15 protein-coding genes are annotated in these 17851 nt (G+C 72.9%); 6 read left to right on the top strand and 9 right to left on the bottom strand.

All coding sequences use genetic code 11. The features are described from left to right. Positions 1-20 precede the first annotated feature (20 nt). The 3 genes from MET2598_RS0121435 to MET2598_RS0121425 all read left to right on the top strand — a co-directional run bounded on the left by MET2598_RS0121435 (position 21) and on the right by MET2598_RS0121425 (position 3039). Entirely contained in the window at positions 21-812 is a 792-nt protein-coding gene (locus tag MET2598_RS0121435; RefSeq protein WP_012331240.1) for an enoyl-CoA hydratase/isomerase family protein, read from the top strand. A 180-nt stretch (positions 813-992) separates the two neighbouring features. Next, positions 993-2342 carry an MFS transporter gene (locus MET2598_RS0121430; protein ID WP_018262296.1) on the top strand — a complete coding sequence of 450 codons (1350 nt, stop codon included), beginning with the start codon at positions 993-995 and terminating at the stop codon, positions 2340-2342. 217 nt (positions 2343-2559) lie between these two features. After that, the gene (locus MET2598_RS0121425) at positions 2560-3039 is read left to right on the top strand and encodes a TIGR02444 family protein (protein ID WP_036270946.1); all 480 of its coding nucleotides are present in this window, start codon (positions 2560-2562) and stop codon (positions 3037-3039) included. Between the two features lie 180 nt (positions 3040-3219). On the opposite strand, the gene MET2598_RS0121420 is transcribed toward MET2598_RS0121425, so the two are convergent. Together MET2598_RS0121420 and MET2598_RS0121415 are read right to left on the bottom strand one after the other, a co-directional pair. Next, complete coding sequence (locus MET2598_RS0121420) at positions 3220-3792, bottom strand: UbiX family flavin prenyltransferase (protein ID WP_012331243.1); 573 nt, start codon at positions 3790-3792, stop codon at positions 3220-3222. 174 nt (positions 3793-3966) lie between these two features. Next, positions 3967-4893, bottom strand: coding sequence for a LysR family transcriptional regulator (locus MET2598_RS0121415; protein ID WP_018262294.1), 927 nt, complete (start codon positions 4891-4893; stop codon positions 3967-3969). A 203-nt stretch (positions 4894-5096) separates the two neighbouring features. Here MET2598_RS0121415 and MET2598_RS0121410 point away from each other — a divergent pair, with 203 nt between their 5' ends. Further along, on the top strand, positions 5097-6506 hold the full coding sequence (locus MET2598_RS0121410; protein ID WP_018262293.1) for a UbiD family decarboxylase: 1410 nt from the start codon (positions 5097-5099) through the stop codon (positions 6504-6506). Positions 6507-6511: 5 nt separating this feature from the next. Continuing rightward, positions 6512-8224, top strand: a complete 1713-nt coding sequence (locus MET2598_RS0121405; protein WP_018262292.1) for a GMC family oxidoreductase — start codon at positions 6512-6514, stop codon at positions 8222-8224. A 238-nt stretch (positions 8225-8462) separates the two neighbouring features. Here MET2598_RS0121405 and MET2598_RS0121400 read toward each other — a convergent pair whose 3' ends face one another. The 6 genes from MET2598_RS0121400 to MET2598_RS0121375 are packed head-to-tail and all read right to left on the bottom strand — an operon-like array spanning position 8463 to position 14363. Further along, positions 8463-9143 carry a GntR family transcriptional regulator gene (locus MET2598_RS0121400; RefSeq protein ID WP_012331247.1) on the bottom strand — a complete coding sequence of 227 codons (681 nt, stop codon included), beginning with the start codon at positions 9141-9143 and terminating at the stop codon, positions 8463-8465. Then, entirely contained in the window at positions 9140-10165 is a 1026-nt protein-coding gene (locus MET2598_RS0121395; RefSeq protein WP_018262290.1) for a Gfo/Idh/MocA family protein, read from the bottom strand. Before MET2598_RS0121395 ends, MET2598_RS0121400 begins: the two co-directional genes overlap by 4 nt. After that, positions 10162-11283, bottom strand: coding sequence for an ABC transporter ATP-binding protein (locus tag MET2598_RS0121390; protein ID WP_012331249.1), 1122 nt, complete (start codon positions 11281-11283; stop codon positions 10162-10164). Before MET2598_RS0121390 ends, MET2598_RS0121395 begins: the two co-directional genes overlap by 4 nt. 9 nt (positions 11284-11292) lie before the next feature. Next, complete coding sequence (locus MET2598_RS0121385) at positions 11293-12120, bottom strand: carbohydrate ABC transporter permease (RefSeq protein ID WP_012331250.1); 828 nt, start codon at positions 12118-12120, stop codon at positions 11293-11295. Between the two features lies 1 nt (position 12121). Then, positions 12122-13078 (bottom strand): carbohydrate ABC transporter permease, encoded by a 957-nt coding sequence (locus MET2598_RS0121380; RefSeq protein ID WP_012331251.1) that lies wholly within the window; start codon positions 13076-13078, stop codon positions 12122-12124. 4 nt (positions 13079-13082) lie between these two features. Next, on the bottom strand, positions 13083-14363 hold the full coding sequence (locus tag MET2598_RS0121375; protein WP_012331252.1) for an ABC transporter substrate-binding protein: 1281 nt from the start codon (positions 14361-14363) through the stop codon (positions 13083-13085). A 182-nt stretch (positions 14364-14545) separates the two neighbouring features. On the opposite strand from MET2598_RS0121375, the gene MET2598_RS0121370 reads away from it, so the two are divergent. Further along, positions 14546-16273, top strand: coding sequence for an IlvD/Edd family dehydratase (locus MET2598_RS0121370; RefSeq protein ID WP_018262288.1), 1728 nt, complete (start codon positions 14546-14548; stop codon positions 16271-16273). Positions 16274-16736: 463 nt separating this feature from the next. Here the strand turns inward: MET2598_RS0121370 and MET2598_RS0121365 are convergent, their stop codons facing one another. Continuing rightward, positions 16737-17645, bottom strand: coding sequence for a LysR family transcriptional regulator (locus MET2598_RS0121365; protein ID WP_012331256.1), 909 nt, complete (start codon positions 17643-17645; stop codon positions 16737-16739). Between the last annotated feature and the right edge of the window lie 206 nt (positions 17646-17851).

Below are 17851 nucleotides of genomic sequence, written 5' to 3'. Positions count from 1 at the left end.
ACCAACCAGAGAGTTCCGCCATGACCAGCGATCCCCGCCTGTCCGACCTCGACGGCTTCCGGGTCGAGATCGACCCCGCGCGCGAGCGCGCCGACGTGATCCTCGCCCGTCCGCCCATGAACGTGATCGCGATGCCCCAGCGCGACCAGATCCGCCGGGTGTTCGAGGCCCTCGACGAGGACGACCGCGTGCGGGTGATCGTGCTGCGGGCCGAGGGCGAGCACTTCTCCTCGGGCGGCTACATCAAGGGCTTCCTCGACGCCTCGCCCGAGCACGTCTCCAAGCTCGCCTGGAACATCGCGGCGCCCGCCCGCTGCACGAAGCCGGTCATTGCGGCCAATCGCGGCTACACGTTCGGGGTCGGGTTCGAGATCTCCCTCGCCTGCGACTTCCGCATCGTCTCGGAGACCTGCCAGTACGCCCTGCCCGAGCAGAAGCTCGGCCAGATCCCGGGCTCCGGCGGCTCGGCCCGCCTGCAGAAGATCGTCGGCATCACCCGCACCAAGGACATCGTGATGCGCTCGAAGCGCATCCCGGGCCGGCAGGCGCTCGACTGGGGCATCGCCACGGAATGCGTGCCGGACGGCGAACTGGAGGCGACGGTCGACGCCCTCGTGGAGGAGCTGCGCGCCTTCTCGCCGATCGCCCAGCGCACGGCCAAGAAGCTCCTCAACGACACCGAGGATTCGACGCTCGCGATCGCCATCGAGCTCGAGGGCCATTGCTACAGCCGCCTGCGCCAGTCGGACGATTTCCGCGAGGGCGTCGAGGCCTTCCACGCCAAGCGCAAGCCGAATTTCCGCGGCTCGTAGGCCGCCCCCCGCCCGGCGCCCTCCGCCCGGCGGTCCCCGCCCAGATTCCCGCCCCCGAGCCGGCCGCAAGACCGGCGGGGCGGACCCGCCCGCGCGGCCGACCCGGCCGCGTGATCCACGACGCCTGCCCGGCGCAGCGAGGCTGCCCGGAGCCTCGCGCGTTCCCAGAGGAGGAACCCCGTGACTGCCGCCACGACGATCCCGGCGCCGGACGCCGCGCTGACCAAACCCACGACCCGCCAGACGGCCACCGCCGTGATGGCCTCGCTGTTCGGGTGGGGGCTCGACCTGTTCGACCTCTTCATCCTGCTCTACGTGGCGCCGGTCGTCGGGGCGCTGTTCTTCCCCGCCGACAAGCCGATGCTGTCGCTGGCGGGCGCCTACGCGTCCTTCGCGGTGACGCTGCTGATCCGGCCGCTCGGCTCGGCCCTGTTCGGCTCCTACGCCGACCGCCTCGGCCGGCGCCGCGCCCTCATGGTGGCGGTGATGGGCGTCGGCCTCTCGACGGCGGCCTTCGGGCTGCTGCCGACCGTCGGGCAGATCGGCTGGCTCGCCACCGCGGTCTTCCTGGCCTTCCGGCTGATCCAGGGCATCTTCGTGGGCGGCGTGGTCGCGGCCTCGCACACGATCGGGACCGAATCCGTGCCGGAGCGCTGGCGCGGCCTGATGTCGGGCGCGGTCGGCGGCGGCGGCGCCGCCATCGGCGGCCTGCTCGCCTCGATGATCTTCTACGTCGTCTCCCTGATGGCGCCGGGCGAGGCCTTCGCGTCCTGGGGGTGGCGCGCGATGTTCTTCTCGGGCCTGCTGACCTCGGTGGTCGGGCTGATGCTGTTCCGCAACCTGGAGGAATCGCCGATCTTCCGGCAGCTCCAGGCCGACAAGGCGGCCCGCCGCGCCGGGGCGCCCGTCGTGGCCTCGCCGGTCCGCGCGCTGTTCTCCGCCGAGCACCGGCGCGCCTTCCTGGTCGCGATCCTGGTCTCCTTCGGCGGCGGCGCGGCCTATTACCTGACCTCGGGCTACCTGCCGACCTTCCTCAAGCTCGTGAACGGGGTGCCGAACGCGACCGCCTCGATCATGCTGGTCGGCGCCAACGTCGCGGCCGCCCTCGGCGCCTGCGCCCTCGGCGAGCTGAGCCAGCGCATCGGGCGCAAGCCCACCTTCCTGCTGATGGGCGTCCTGCGGCTCGTCGCCTTCCCGGCCCTGTTCCTCGCCATGGCGAAGACCTCGGACACGACCCTGCTCGCGGTCTACGTCCTCGTCCTCTCCTTCGTCGCCAATGCGAGCTACGGCCCGCTGCTGATCTTCCTCAACGAGAAGTTTCCGACCGCCCTGCGGGCGACCGGCACCGGCCTGACCTGGAACGTCGGCTTCGCGCTCGGCGGGATGCTGCCGACGCTAGTCTCGCTGGCGGTCGACGGGCCGAGCCAGATCCCCATGATGCTGGCGATCTTCACCACCGTCGTGACGGCCGTCTACCTGATCGGCGCCGCGCTGACGGAGGAGACCCGGGGCAACCTCGACCGCGTCTGAGCGGGCGGCCGCGCGGGCCCGGACCCGTCGCGGCGTTCGCGGGCCGGCGGGGCGCGTCCCCGGCACCATTCGCCGAAGCGGTCACCGGTTCGGCGGCACGCACGATGCGGGAATGCGACACTCAGCGGAATCGCGTCGGGCCGGTCTGCTTGGCCGGTCTGCTTGGCCCGTCTGCCTGGCCATTCTGCCTGGACGGGCCGCTCCCATGGAGGTGTGGATGCCCGAGGAGCCGCTCTGGACCTTCGCCCTCGCCCTCTACGGCCGGCCGGGCGCCGCGCCGGCCTGCCTCGCCCTTCAGGACGAGGCCGGCGCCGACGTCCCGCTCGTCCTCCATCTCCTCTGGTGCGCCGCGACGGGCCGCACCCTCGACGCGGCCGCGATCGCCGCGACGGACGCGGCCCTGGCGCCCTGGCGCGACGCCGTCGTGGCGCCGCTGCGGCGGGTGCGCCGCGCCATGAAGGCGCCGCTCCTCCCCGCGCCGGGGGCGGAGGCGCTGCGGGAGCGGGTCAAGGCCGCGGAGATCGAGGCGGAGCGCCTCGCGCTCCGCGCGCTCGCCGCCCTGGCGCCCCCGCCCGGCGCACGAACGGACGCGACCGCCGCGGCCTGGCGCCACCTCGATCTCTATGCCGCGCATCTCGGCCGGCCGCTGCCGCGGGCACCCTGCGCGGCGCTGGTGCACGCCCTCGCGGGCGGCTGACCTTCCGCGAGACGCCCCGCGTGCGGGGGCCGCGGCGCCTGAGCGACGCCCACATCCGCCATTCCGAAGGGATCTGGCGGATCACGAGCCCGCGCGGCGCCTGAGCGAAGCCCCAATCCGCCATCCCGAAGGGATCTGGCGGATGTGGCATGGGACGGCCGAGGCCGCCGCATGACGGCCCTAACCCTCCGCCTCGCGCCAGCGCCGCACCCCGCCCGAGTCGATGTCGAACAGGTCGAGGACGCGGCCCACCGTGTGGTCGATCATCGCGGCGAGGCTCTCCGGCCTCGCGTAGAAGGCCGGCACCGGCGGCGCCACGATCGCCCCCATCTCGGAGAGGGCCGTCATGGTCCGCAGGTGGCCCGTGTGCAGGGGCGTCTCGCGCACCATCAGCACGAGGCGGCGGCGCTCCTTCAGCGTGACGTCCGCGGCCCGGGTCAGGAGGCCGGAGGTCGCCCCGGTGGCGATCTCCGCCATGCTGCGCATCGAGCAGGGGGCCACGATCATGCCGCGGGTCCGGAAGGAGCCCGAGGAGATCGCCGCCCCGATATCGGCCTGCGCGTAGGTCCGGGCGGCGAGCGCCCGCACCTCCGCCACCTTCAGGTCCGTCTCGTGCGCGAGCGTCACCTCGGCCGAGCGCGACATCACCAAGTGGGCGGGGATCGCGAGGTCGCGCAGGATCTGGAGCAGGCGGATGCCGTAGATCACGCCCGAGGCGCCCGAGATGCCGACGACCAGGGGCAGGTCCGTCACGCCGCGGGGCCCCCGCCGCGCGCCCCGCCCCTCCCGTGGCGTGTCGCCCCCATGCCGTCCCCCCGCCTCGTCCCGCGCCCGCGCGCCGGGTCGGGGGCGATCCTAGGAGCGGGCGCGGCCGGCTGTCGAATAAGGATGGCTGATGGCCGCGATCAGCGGGACCTCGCTGCCGGGTCAGGGGCCCGCCACGATGTGGGTCTGGAGCGCCGCCGCCGCCGCCGAGAGCTCCTCGGCGAGGATCTCGACGAAGCGCGTCGCGGCCTGCGTCAGCGGGGTCTTCGGGTGATGGATGATGACGAGCTGGCGGGTGATGCGCGGCGCGACGATCCGGTAGGCCTTGAGCGAGCCCTCCGCGAGCTGCCGGCTCACCGCGATGCTGGGCAGCACCGTGAACCGCGCCGAGCGCGCGACGAAGTCGGCGATGGCCGAGGGAAGGTCGAGCTCGATCTGCGGGCTCAGGCTGACATCCTGCGCGCCGACCCTCCGGTCGAGTTCGAGACGCAGGCCGTGCCGGGCCGAGGGCAGGACGAGGTCGAGCTCCACGAGGTCGCGCATGCGCACCGGAACCGGGATCGGCAGCGGCGTCGCGCTCGCCCCGACCACCACCATCTCCTCGTCGAGGAGCGGCTCCATCATCAGGCCGAGGCGCCGGTTCGGCTTGTTGATCACCGCGAGGTCGAGGCTGCCGTCGCCGACCCCGTCGATGAAGGTGCTGGAATAGCCGTCCGCCAGCGAGAGCTCGACCTGCGGGTAGGCGGCGGAGAAGCGCGCGAGCACGCTCGGCACCACGCTCATCGAGAGCGACGACAGGATCCCCGCCGTGACCCGGCCGGACACGCTTTGGGCGAGCCGCGCCATGGCGGCCCGGGCCTCGGCCACGTCCCGCAGGATCGGCTGCACCAGCCGGTGCAGCATCCGGCCGGCCGCGGTCGGCACCATGGCCTTGGGCTGGCGCTCGAACAGGCGCTGGTCGAGTTCCCGCTCCAGCTTGGCGATCTGCATGCTCAGCGCGGGCTGCACCACGTTCATGCGCTGGGCGGCGCGCGTCACGCTGCCCTCCTCGAACAGGGCGACGAAGTAGGAGATCTGACGCAAATCCACCGACGGGAATCCAGACTTCCGGACGCGCGGGCCCGGCCTCGCGCCGGGCAAAAAACACGTCCGGCGACAAGATCATACCGGCGCGGCCGGGGCAATTCAGACGGCCTGATCCGCCCCATCAGCAATCCTTATTTCAGTCCCCGACGCGGAGCGCCTAACCAGGCGGGACGAGGCGCCCGGGAGCGCCCGACCGGGAGGCGACGATGATTCTGCAGGCCCCTGCCCGATCCCTGCGCGACTGGCTCGGCCGCCTCGCCGAGAGCGGCCGGCTCAGCGTGGCGCGGCCCGGAATCGGCCTGAGGCACGAGGCCGCCGCGGTGGCGAACCGCCTGGACGGGCGGAGCGCCACCCTGTTTCCCCGCCCCGGCGGGCAGGACGGCACCATCGTGTCGGGGCTGGTGTCGAGCCGGGCCTGGATGGCCGAGGCGCTCGGGACGAGCGAGGACCGCCTCGTCTCGCATTTCCAGCAGGCCTGCGCGGCGCCGCTACCCTGGCGCGAGCAGGAGACGGGACCGGCCCAGGAGGTGGTCCACCGCGCCGGCATCGACCTGCTGCGCCTCCTGCCCGTGCCGACGCTCAACGAGCACGACGGGGGGCCCTACATCTCGGCCGGGCTGATGATCTCGCGCGATCCCGAGACCGGCGCGCAGAACGTCGCCATCCTGCGCTGCCAGATCAACGGGCCGGACCGCATCGGCGTGCTGGTCCTGCCCCGCCACACCGACCACTTCTACCGGCGGGCGGAGGCCGCGGGCCGCGGGCTCGACGTGGCGCTGGTCGTGGGGGTCGACCCGGCCTGCCTCCTCGCCTCGCAGGCGATCGTGCCGCTCGGGCAGGACGAGCTGGAGATCGCGGGCGCCCTCACGGGGGCGCCCCTGCCGGTGGTGAGGTGCCTCACCAATCCGGTGCGCGTGCCGGCCGAGGCCGAGATCGTCATCGAGGGGCGGATCCTGCCGGAGGTGCGCGAGCCCGAGGGCCCGTTCGGCGAGTTCCCGCAATATTACGGCGAGCGGGCGAGGCGCCACGTCATGCAGGTCGACGCGGTCACCCATCGCGCCCGGCCGATCTTCCACATGATCGTGGGCGGCGGCCTGGAGCACCTCCTGCTCGGCGCGATCCCGCGCGAGGCTACGATCCTGGCCACCCTGCGCCGCAGCTTCCCGGGCGTCGAGGACGTCCACCTCTCCCTCGGCGGGGTCGGGCGCTATCACCTCTACGTCAAGCTGCGCAAGACCCAGGAGGGCGAGGCCAAGAACGTGCTGCTCGGCGCCTTCGCGGCCCATTACGACATCAAGCACGCGGTGGTGGTCGACACGGATGTCGACATCCACGATCCCGGGGAGGTCGAGTGGGCCGTCGCCACGCGCTTCCAGGCCGACCGCGACCTCGTGGTGGTGGCGCAGGCGCAGGGCTCGAAGCTCGACCCCTCGGCGCGCGACGGCGTCGGCGCCAAGATGGGGCTCGACGCGACGGTCCCCCTGGACGCGCCCCCCATGAAGTTCACGCGCATCCGCGTGCCGGGCGAGGCCGAGGTCGACCTCGCGGCCGTGATTGCGCCGGGCGCGGATTGGCGCGACGCGGTCGCCGATCGGCGCGACGCGGTCGCGGGCTGAGCGCCGTGCCCGACCTTCCCGCATCCGTCGACGTCCTGATCGTCGGCGGCGGCTCGGCCGGCTGCGTCATGGCCAACCGGCTCTCGGCCGATCCCGGCCGCCGCGTCCTGCTCGTCGAGGCGGGGCGCGACACGCCGCCCGGGCGCGTGCCGGCCGAGATCCTCGACAGCTACCCGATGCCGCTGTTCTTCGGCGACACCTACATCTGGCCGGGCCTCGACGCCGCCGTGACGCGCGGGGCGGACGGGCGGGTCCGGCGCCGCGCCTACGAGCAGGGCCGGGTGATGGGCGGCTCGTCGAGCATCAACGTGCAGGCCGCCAATCGCGGCCTGCCCCGCGACTACGAGGCCTGGGTGGAGGCGGGCGCGGCGGGCTGGGGCTGGGACGACGTCCTGCCCTATTTCCGCCGGCTCGAGACCGACCTCGACTGCGACGGCCCGCTGCACGGCCGGGACGGCCCGGTGCCGATCCGGCGCATCCTGGAACCCGCCTGGCCGCCGTTCGCGCGGGCGGTGGCGCGGGCCTTCGACGCCACCGGCCTGCCGCGGCGCCTTGACCAGAACGGCGAGTTCGAGGACGGCCTCTTCCCGCCCGCCTTCTCCAACCGCGACGACGCCCGGGTCTCCGCCGCGGCGGCCTACCTGGACGCCGAGACCCGGGCGCGGGACAACCTCGTCATCGCGGCGCAGACCCGGGTGACCGCCCTCACGCGCGACGGGCGCCGGGTCACGGGGGCGCAGCTGCGCGGACCCGGCGGGCGCCCGCACCGGGTCGCGGCGCGGCGGGTCGTGGTCTGCGCCGGGGCGCTGCAATCGCCGGCGCTGCTCCTGCGGGCGGGGATCGGGCCGGCCGAGCACCTGCGCGCCTGCGGGATCGCCGTCGTCGCCGACCGGCCCGGGGTGGGCGAGAACCTGCGCGACCATCCGGCCCTGACGGTGGCCCAGTACCTGCCCCGCCCGCTCCGGCTGCCGCCGAGCCAGCGCCGGGCGAGCTTCCTGGCGGTGCGCTCCTCCTCCGGCCTGCCGGGCGGCAGCGCCTCCGACATGTACCTCACCGCCTCCGCCCGCGGCGGCTGGCACGCGCTCGGGGCCCGCCTCGCCCTCTACTTCCTGTGGGTGAACCAGCCGCACTCGGTCGGGCGGCTGCGGCTCGACCCGGCCGACCCGTCCGGCCATCCCGACATCGACCTCAACCTCCTCTCCGACCCGCGCGACCTCGACCGGCTGGCGGCCGGCCTGCGCGACCTCGTCGCGCGCGTGGTCTCGCCCCACCTCAACCCCGACCCGGCGGCGCTCGTCCCGGCGAGCTTCACGCCGGCGATCAAGCGGCTCAGCCGGTTCAGCCCGGGCAACCGGCGCGTCACGGCGCTCCTGGCGGCCCTCCTCGACGGCCCGGCCCCGCTGCGGCGGCGGATGCTGCGCCTCGTCTCCGGCGGGGTCGCGCTCGGCGAGGTCGTGGGGGACGATGCGGCCCTGCGGGACCTCGTGCGCGACCTCGTCTTCGGCGTCTGGCACGCGAGCGGCACCTGCCGCATGGGCGATCCGCAGGATCCGGGGGCGGTGGTCGACCCCGCCGGCGGCGTGATCGGCGTCGCCGGCCTGACGGTCGCCGACGCCTCCGTGATGCCCAGCCTGCCGAGCGCCAACACCAACGTCCCGACCATGATGGTCGCCGAGAAGATCGCCGACCACCTCGCGGGCCGCCCGCCCCCGGCCTGACGGACCGGGGCCGGGCCCGCCGAGGGCGCGCGGCCGAAAGGTCCAGCGCATGGCCTGCCACGACACCGACGCGGCGGCGCGCGAGGACCTGATCGGCGCCCCGACGCTCTCGCTCGCGCATCGCCGCCGGGACCGGCACGCCGCGTCGATGCTGCGGCCGATGGACCACCGCGTCCGCCGGGCCCTTCGGCTGCTCCGGCAATCGGGCGCGGCGGCCGACTCGGGGCCGGAGCGGGACCTACGCCGAAGGGCCGCGCGCGATCCGGCTGAGGTAGTCGAGCTTGCTCGACCGCATGTGGTCGACGCACAATTGCGCGAAGGCCCAGCGGTCGCGGCCGCGCAGCAGCTCGATCATCGTCTCGTGCTGGCTCAGCGACAGGCGCAGACCCTCCGCATCCGCGAGGTTCTTGGCGCGCATCGGCAGGGTCAGAGCCATGTAATCCTGCAGGGTGCGCACCAGGTAGGCGTTGCCGCAGGCCGAGAACAGCGCGAGGTGGAAGGCGTCGTTGGCCCCGTGGATGGCGAGGAGGTCCCCTCTCTCGGCCTCGCGCCGATAGGCGTCCTGCAGGCGGCGCAGCTCGGCGAGCAGCCCGGGCGGCGCCGGCAATCCGATCAGCAGCGCGGCCTCGCGGGTGAGGAACTCGCGCACGTCGTAGATCTGGCGCACCTCCTCGGCCGCGTAGGAGCGCACCGTCGCGCCGACGTTCCTCTCCCGCCGCACGATGCCGCGCCGCTCCACCGCCACCAGGGCCTGCCGCACGAAGTGGCGCGAGGCGCCGTAGCGCGCCATCAGGGCATCCTCGGTCAGGCGCGCTCCGGGGGCGAGGCGCCCGAAGATGATGTCCTCCTCCAGGCGCGCCGCGACCGCCTCGGCGCCCGCGCGCGGCGGGGCGAGGAGATCCGCCAGCGCGCCGCTCACCGGGCCGCCCCGCGGCCGGCCAGGCGGTAGCATTCCTCGACGAGGCGGAGCGTGGCGAGGTTGTCCTCCGGCGCGGTCTCGAACGGGCCGCCATCCGCGAGCCGCTCGACGAAGTGCGCGATCGCCGCGTCGTAGGAGCCCTGGTAGGTGGCGGCCGGATCGAAGTGCCACGCGCGCCCCTCGCCGGGCGCCTCGCGCGCCTCGGGCGCCGTGAGGGTCAGGTCGCCGCCGGCGAGGTGCAGGGCCCCGTCCGGCCCGTAGATCTCGAGCCGGTCCGCCGCGCCGGGCGGCGCGCCGTGCGCCGCGAAGCTCGCGAAGAGCTGCACGGCGAGGCCCCCCTCCCCCGCGAGCTGGACGAGCGCGCTGTCCTCGCCCCGCAGGGCCGCGCAGGTGCGGCTCATCGCGCAGGCCGCGACGGTGAGGGGGCCGAGCAGCATGCGCAGGGTGTCGAGGTGGTGGATCAGCACCTCGGCGGTGAGCATGCGCGCCTCGTCGCGCATGAAGGGCTGGCGCTCGAGGGCGGGGTAGCGCCCGTCGGCATCGGGCAGCGTGCCGCTGGTCAGCACGGTGAGCCGCGCCGCGAAGGGACGGCCGACCGCGCCCGCGCGCAGCAGCGCGGCCGCCTGCCGGTAGGTGTCGCGGAAGCGCCAGTTCTCGTGCACCATCAGGCGGCAGCGCCCGCCGACCTCCGCCGCCAGCGCCTCGGCCTCGGGCAGCGTCGGCGCGAGCGGCTTCTGGCACAGGACCGGCAGCCCGCGGGCGGCCGCGAGGCGCACGAGGTCGGCATGCGCGGCCCGCGGCGCCGCGACGTCCACCGCGTCGATCCCGCCCTCCGCCAGCATCCGGGCGGCGTCCGCGTAGGTGCGGGGGATCCCGAACTCCGCGGCCCGGGCGGCGCGACGGGCCTCGCTCGGGTCGGCGACGGCGACGACGCGCGCGCGGCCCTGCAGGGCCGCCCAGGCGCGCAGGTGATACTGGGTGACGAAGCCCGCCCCGACCAGCCCGACCCGCAGCCCGCTCACTGCAGCGCCTCCGGGCGGCGGGCCACGTCGGCGGGGATCGCCCGGCGGGTCGCGGCGTCGAACAGGTAGGCGGCGTCGGCCGCGAAGTGGAGCTCGACCGCCTCGTCGACCCGCGCCCGGGTGCCCCGCGGCAGGCGGGCGGTGCACTCGGCCCCGCCCTCCCCCTCGACGACGAGCAGCGTCTCGGCCCCGAGGGGCTCGACCGCGACGACCCGGCCGCGCACGCTCCCGCCCGCCTCGCCGGCCGCGGCGCGGTCGAGGTGCAGGTCCTCGGCCCGCACCCCGAGCACGATCTCGCGCCCGGCGGGCCCCAGCGTGCCGCTCCGCCAGCGCGCCAGCGGGGCGGTCACCGCCGCCTCGGCCACGCCCGCCTCCGCCAGCCGGGCCGGAAACAGGTTCATGGGCGGCGCGCCCAGGAATCGCGCCACGAAGGTGTCGGCGGGGTTCCAGTACACGTCGAGGGGCGCGCCGATCTGCGCCACGCGCCCGCCATTCATCACGCAGATGCGGGTGCCCATGGTCATGGCCTCGACCTGGTCGTGGGTGACGTAGATCATCGTGGCGCCGAGGCGGTGGTGCTGCTTGATCAATTCGTTGCGGGTGTTGACCCGCAGGGCGGCGTCCAGGTTGGAGAGCGGCTCGTCGAACAGGAACACCATCGGCTCGCGCACCATCGCGCGCCCGAGGGCGACGCGCTGGCGCTGCCCCCCGGAGAGCGCGTGGGGCTTGCGCGCGAGGAGCGGCACGAGGCCCAGGATCTCGGCGGCCTGCCGCACCCGCCGCTCGATCTCGGGGCCGGGCGTGCGCCGCCGCCGCAGGCCGAAGGCCATGTTCTCGTAGACGCTCATGTGCGGGTAGAGGGCGTAGGACTGGAACACCATCGCCATGTCGCGGTCCTTGGCCGGCACGTCGTTGACGACCCGCCCGTCCACAGAGAGGGTGCCCGACGAGATCGTCTCCAGGCCGGCGATCATCCGCAGCGTCGTCGACTTGCCGCAGCCCGAGGGGCCGAGCAGGACCATGAACTCGCCGTCGCCCACCGTGAGGTCCACCTCGTCGACGGCGACGACGCCCGCGCCGTAGCGCTTGCTGATCCGGTCGAGGCGGACGACGGCCATGCGGGGCTCCTACTTGACCGCGCCCGCGGTCATGCCGCGGATCAGCTTTTCCGAGAAGAACGCGTAGGCGAGGATCACCGGCACCACCGAGATCATCACGCCGGCCGCGATCATGCCGATGTCCTGGAAGTGGTCGCCCATGAAGGCGCGGATGCCGACCGGCAGCGTGCGCTTGTCGGGGTCGGTGATCAGCACCACGGCGAACAGGAACTCGTTCCAGAGCTGGATGACGTTGAGGATCACCGTGGTGGCGATGGCCGGCATGCCGACCGGCAGCACGATGCGCCGGAAGATCTCGACCTCGCCGTAGCCGTCCATCCGCGCCGCGTCGAACAGGTCCTGCGGGATGCGCGCGAAGAAGCCTTCGAGCAGGTACACGGTGAGCGGCAGCTGCAGCGAGACGTACACGACGGTGAGCCCGGCGAGGCTGTTGTAGAGGCCGTAATCGACCAGGATCTGGTAGAGCGAGATCAGGGTGATCTGGGGCGGGAAGATGATCGACGAGAACAGGATGCCGTAGATGAGGCGGTTGCCGGGGAAGCGGTAGCGCGCGAGCGCGTGCGCCGCCGCCGCCCCGATCAGCGTCACGGCCGCAACCGCCGTGACCACGACCGCGGACGAGTTCCAGAAATAGGTGGCGAAGTCGGAATCGACCCAGGCGATCCGGAACTGCTCCCAGTGCACCGGGCTCGGCCAGGCGTAGTGGTCGGCCGAGATCTCGCCGGTGGTGCGCACCGACATGGTGGCGAGCCACAGGAAGGGGCCGAACGTGTAGAGCGAGTAGAGGGCGATGACGAGGCCGAGCGCCCCGCGCCCGAACAGCCGAGCGGACGCCACGTCAGTACTCCAGCCTCTCCGAGGATCTGAACAGCCGGTTGAGCACCAGCACGCAGGCGCAGACGACGCCGAACCACACCGCCGCGATGGCGGACGGGTAGCCGAGATCGAAGGTGTTCCAGTTGAACGCGCGCTTGTAGACGTAGGTCGAGACCGTCTCGGTCGCCCAGAGCGGGCCGCCTCCGGTCATGATCCAGACGAGGTCGAACACCTTCATCTTGCCGATGAAGGCGAGGACGTAGAGGTTGAGCAGCGTCGGGCGCAGCATCGGTACGATGATGTGGCGCAATTTGGCGCCCCAGCCGCAATTGTCGAGCTCGCTCGCCTCCAGCACCTCGGAGGGCAGCGCGTGGATGGCGGCGAGGCAGACCACCATGTTGAACCCCGCCCATTTCCACGCATGCGTGACGATGAGCGCGGCGAGCGCGGTGGCGGGGTCGCCGAGCCAGGAGCGGGTGAGCGCGTCGAGGCCGAGCGCCCGCAGCGCCACGTTCACCACCCCCCAATCGTAGTTGTAGATCCACATCCACAGGATCGCGACGACCACGTAGGAGAGCAGCACGGGGGCGAACCACGCCACCCGCAGGAATCTCCCGAAGGGCACGCCCGCGTAGAGGGCGAGCGCGAGGAGCAGCCCGGTGGCGACGTCGAGGACCGGCGCCGCGAAGGCCCACACGAAGGTGTTGCGCACCGCGACCCAGAAGGTCTCGTCGGCGAGGAGGTCGCGGTAATTCGCGAGGCCGACCGCTTGGCGCTCCATCCCCTCGATGGTGAAGAAGCTGTCGTAGAAGGTCCGGATGGCCGGGTAGGCGGTGAGCCCGGCATAGACCGCCAGCGCCGGCCCCACGAAGAGCGCCACCACCGGCAGGCTCGCCCGGCGGGGATCGAAGGCGCGCGCGCGCGCCGCCGCGGGCGGGGCGGCCGGCGCCGCCGCGTCCACGCCCGCCGTGCCCGACATCGCCTCAGCTTCCCTTGTGGCAGGCGGCGTCCATCCGCTCGGCCGCGTCCTTCACGGAGATCAGCCCGGCCGGCAGCGCGTTATTGATCACCTGGGTGTAGGTCTCGGCGCACTTCGCCCGGTAGTGGAACAGCGGCGTGCCGAAGAAGTACGTCACGCCCTGGTTGCGGGCCTGCAGCTGGCGGAAATAATCCTCGTGGGCGGACTTGATCCGGCTCGGGTCGGACTTGAGGCCGGTCTGGAGCGAGACCTGCTCCATCCACTTGGTGCCGTTCTCGACGCTGCCGATGGACCTGAGCAGCGCACCGGCGCAGTCCTTGTTGCGGCTGCGCGCGTAGACCACGAAGCTGCCCGCGACCGAGAGCGTCTTGCAGGTCGGGCACCGGCCCTCGTCCATGGCCGGGAACTGCATGATGCCGAGGGGAAAATCCGCCGGCATGCCGCCGCTCTCCGGCGGCGCGAAGGCGCGGCCGGTGAACCAGCTCGGGTCGGGGAAGACCAGCGCGCCGGGCTTCTGGTAGAAGTAGTAGTGCGACTCCCCGAGCTTCAGGGTCGAGAAGCTCTTCGGATAGGCCCCGGCATCGACCAGGTCCTTGAACCACGTCATCACCGCGAGGACCCGGGGATCGCGGAAGGACAGGTCCCCGCTGAGGAGCTTGCCGTAATCCTCGGTCCCGAGCTTGCGCAGCAGCGACTCGAACAGCAGCAGGCCGCCCGGGAAGGGCCGGTCGCCGACGCCCTGCGCCACGGGCGTCACGCCCGCGGCCACGCCCTTCCTGACGAGGTCGGCGAAGGCGCCCTGCGTCAGCTGGCCGGATTCCGGCACCGCGACGCCGACCTTCCTGACGAGATCCCGGTTGTAGTAGAGTTCGACCGTGTAGGCCTCGACCGGCAGGCCGTAGAGGTGGCCCTTCGCGGTCCAGGCGGGCTTCGCCCATTCCTCGATTGCCCCCGTGTCGACGCGGGTCTCGAGCGGTTCGAGGAAGCCGCCCTGCAGGAATTCGGGCTGGTCCGGCTCCATGTAGAAGACGTCCGGCGCCTGACCGGTGCGCACGGCGGACTTGGCCTGCGTGTAGATGTCGGCCTTGGGGATGAAGCTCAGCTTCACCCGGCACTGGGCATTCGCGGCCTCGAACTCCTTGACCCGGGCGCTCACCCACTCGCGCTTGGCGGGCTCGTCGGGCCAGTTCGACCACATGGTGATCTGCGTCGGCTCCGCGGCCCGCGCGCCGCCGGCCGCCAGCGCGGCCCCGAGGACCAGCGCGGCCACCCTCCCTCGTCCCATGCGGCGCTCCTCACGGCCACCTTGTCGTTGCGCGGCAAGGGATCAGGTTGCCGGGACATTGTCAATAACGAACCGCCTGATTGGCCGTGAAGACCGGTAGATCGCCGTTGACGCGGCGGTTTTATTGACAATGCACCGGGCCGTCGTAGAAGCGGACGGGCGACGGAGCGGGGAGGAGCGGGATGGCCGGCGACGCGGGCAAGGGGTTGCGCAAGGGGCTCACCAGCTACGGCGACGCGGGCTTCTCGCTGTTCCTGCGCAAGGCCTTCATCAAGGCCATGGGCTATTCCGACGACGCGCTGAACCGGCCGATCGTCGGCATCACCAACACCTTCAGCGACTACAATCCCTGCCACGGCAACGCCCCGGCCCTGATCGAGGCGGCCAAGCGCGGCGTGATGCTGGCGGGCGCCATGCCGATGGTGTTCCCGACCATCTCGATCCACGAGAGCTTCGCCCACCCGACCTCGATGTTCCTGCGCAACCTGATGGCGATGGACACCGAGGAGATGATCCGCGCCCAGCCGATGGACGCCGTCATCGTGATCGGCGGCTGCGACAAGACCCTGCCGGCCCAGATCATGGCCGCGGCGAGCGTCGACCTGCCGACCGTGGTGATCCCGGTCGGCCCGATGGTGGTCGGGCACCACAAGGGCGAGGTGCTGGGCGCCTGCACGGATTGCCGCCGGCTCTGGGCCGCGCACCGGGCCGGCGAGATCGACGAGGCCGAGATCGAGGTGGTGAACGGGCGGCTCGCCCCCTCGGTCGGCACCTGCATGGTGATGGGCACGGCCTCCACCATGGCCTGCATGATCGAGGCGATGGGCCTCGCCCTGCCCTACGCGGGCACGATCCCGGCGCCGCATGCCGAGCGGGTGCGCCTCGCCGAGGCGAGCGGCCGCCGCGCCGCCGCGATGGCGGTGGCGGGCGGGCCCCGCCCGCGCGCGCTCCTGACGCCCGCGAGCCTGCGCAACGCGCAGGTGGTGCTGCAGGCGATCGGCGGCTCGACGAACGGGCTCATCCACCTCACCGCGATGGCGAACCGGGTCGGGGCGAGGATCGACCTCGACGCCTTCGACGCGGTCGGGCGCGAGGTGCCGGTGCTGGTCGACCTCAAGCCCTCCGGCGCGCACTACATGGAGCATTTCCACCACGCCGGCGGCGTGCCGAAGCTCCTGCGCGAACTCGGCGACCTCATCGACCTCGACGCCCCGACCGTGGCGGGCGGCTGCCTGCGCGACGTGGTGGCGGCGGCCGAGGAGGTGCCGGGCCAGACCGTCATCCGCTCGCCCGCCGACCCGATCAAGGCGGCGGGCGGTCTCGCGGTGCTGCGCGGCAACCTCGCGCCGCGCGGGGCGCTGATCAAGCACGCGGCGGCGAGCCCGCGGCTCCTGCAGCATACCGGCCGGGCCGTGGTGTTCGAGTCGATCCCCGACATGGCGGCGCGGATCGACGCGCCGGACCTCGACGTCGGGGCCGACGACGTGCTGGTCCTGCGCAATGCCGGCCCGAAGGGCGCGCCCGGGATGCCGGAGGCCGGCTACCTGCCGATCCCGAAGAAGCTCGCCCGGCAGGGCGTCAAGGACATGGTGCGGATCTCCGACGCCCGGATGAGCGGCACCGCCTTCGGCACGATCGTGCTCCACGTCACGCCGGAATCGGCGGTGGGCGGCCCGCTCGCGCTGGTGCGCACGGGCGACGCGATCCGCCTCGACGTGGCCGGGCGGCGCATCGACCTCCTGGTGGACGAGGCGGAATTGGCGCGCCGGCAGGCCGCCCTGCCCGAAGCCCCGCGCCCGGCCTGGGCGCGGCGCGGCTACGCCCGCCTGTTCCACGACACGGTCACGCAGGCCGACGAGGGCTGCGACTTCGCCTTCATGGCCCCGGACGGCGGCGCGACGGAGGGGTGATCCGGGATCCGCTTGATCAAGCGGATTTGGTATGACAAGCCCGCGCGGCGCCTGAGCGACGCCCAAATCCGCATGGCCGAAAGGGGAGATGGCGAAGCCATCAACCGGATGGCGGATGATGCGATTGCGCCCGATCCGCCGAGATTTGCGCCGAGCGTGAGGGCGATCCCGGCTTCCGGCGTCCCGTACCGATGCGCGGGATGGCGTCGGACGGCGTCCCGGTGATCGCGCGCCCGGGGTCACGGCTCCCGTTTCCCCGGACGACGGGAGCGGGAACTCGGCGTCGGGGCGGCCGGTCTCGGCGGCACGGCGGTGCTGAACCCGGCGATCGGGAACCGTCTCGGCCCGAGCGAGGCCTGCTCTAGAGCATTTTCCGACGAAGTGGATGCCGGTTCGTCGCAGACAATGCGGCAAGATCAAAGATCGAGAGCGGCACCCGGTTGCAACGTGATCGGGTGCCGCTCTAGACGCCGAACGCCAATCCCTCGCGCGCGTAGTCCTCGCGGACGCATTGCAGGATGAGGGGGATCTCCGGTGAGGGATCGTCCTTGCGGTAGCTCATGATGACGGGGATGAGGGCCCGCTCCTCGTTCAGCGGCCGGTAGGCGACGCCGTCGCGGCGGAGGCGCTCGACGGAGGCGGGGACGACGCACACCCCCGCCTCGGCGGCCACGAGGCCCAGCGCCGTCTGCAATTCGCGCACCTCGTGGATCACCGGAGGGCGCACCGCGTGGTCGCGGAACAGCGCCAGGATGCGGTCGGCGTTGTTGGGGCGCGCGCTCTTCGGGTAGATGATCAGCGGCGTGTCGGCGAGGTCGCGCAGCCGCAGCGGCCCCGGCGGGCGGGCGGCGTCCCAGGCTGTCGGCACGGCGACGATCATCGTCTCGTTGCGCAGCAGCACGCGCGCGATCGCCGGGTCCTCGATCTCGATGCGGCCGAACCCGACGTCGATGCGGCCCTCCTTGAGCGCCGCGATCTGCTCCAGCGTCAGGAGTTCGAGCAGCGTCAGGTCCACGTCCGGGCGCTTCAGCCGGTAGCCGCGCAGGATCTCCGGCAGGCGGCCGTACAGGGTCGAGGCCACGAACCCGACCCGGAAGCGGTTGCGCTCGGTCAGGCGCAGGCGCCGGCCCGTCTCGCGCAGGTCGTCCATTCGCTCAAGGATCTGCAGCGCCTGCTCGAAGATCAGCCGGCCCGGCTCGGTCAGGCGCAAGGGCCGCGCCCCGCGCTCGATCAGGGACAACCCGAGTTCGTCCTCGAATTGCTGGATCTGCTTGCTCAGCGCGGGCTGGGCGACGTGCATCGTCTCGGCAGCCCGCGTGAAGCTCTGCTCGCGGGCGACGGCCACAAAGTAGCGCAAGTGCCGGAGCTCCACTTATTCCTCCCAGGAATGTTTTCGTTCCCAATCGGTCTTGGACGCCGCAATGCCCCCTGTCTAGAACGTGAAGAAGAGGAAACGCCCAGGAGCGAGCGAGGCCCGGCCGATCCGGCCCATCGAGCGCCACGCCCTTCCTGCGCAGGTGAGAGGACGATCCGAGCCGGCCGCGCCCCGCGTGGACCCGCAACGATCCCGCTCGCTCC

This window comes from Methylobacterium sp. WSM2598, assembly GCF_000379105.1.
Taxonomy (GTDB): domain Bacteria; phylum Pseudomonadota; class Alphaproteobacteria; order Rhizobiales; family Beijerinckiaceae; genus Methylobacterium.
The sequence above is the reverse complement of the archived record's forward strand: the minus strand, read 5'-3'. Positions and strand labels throughout refer to the sequence as shown.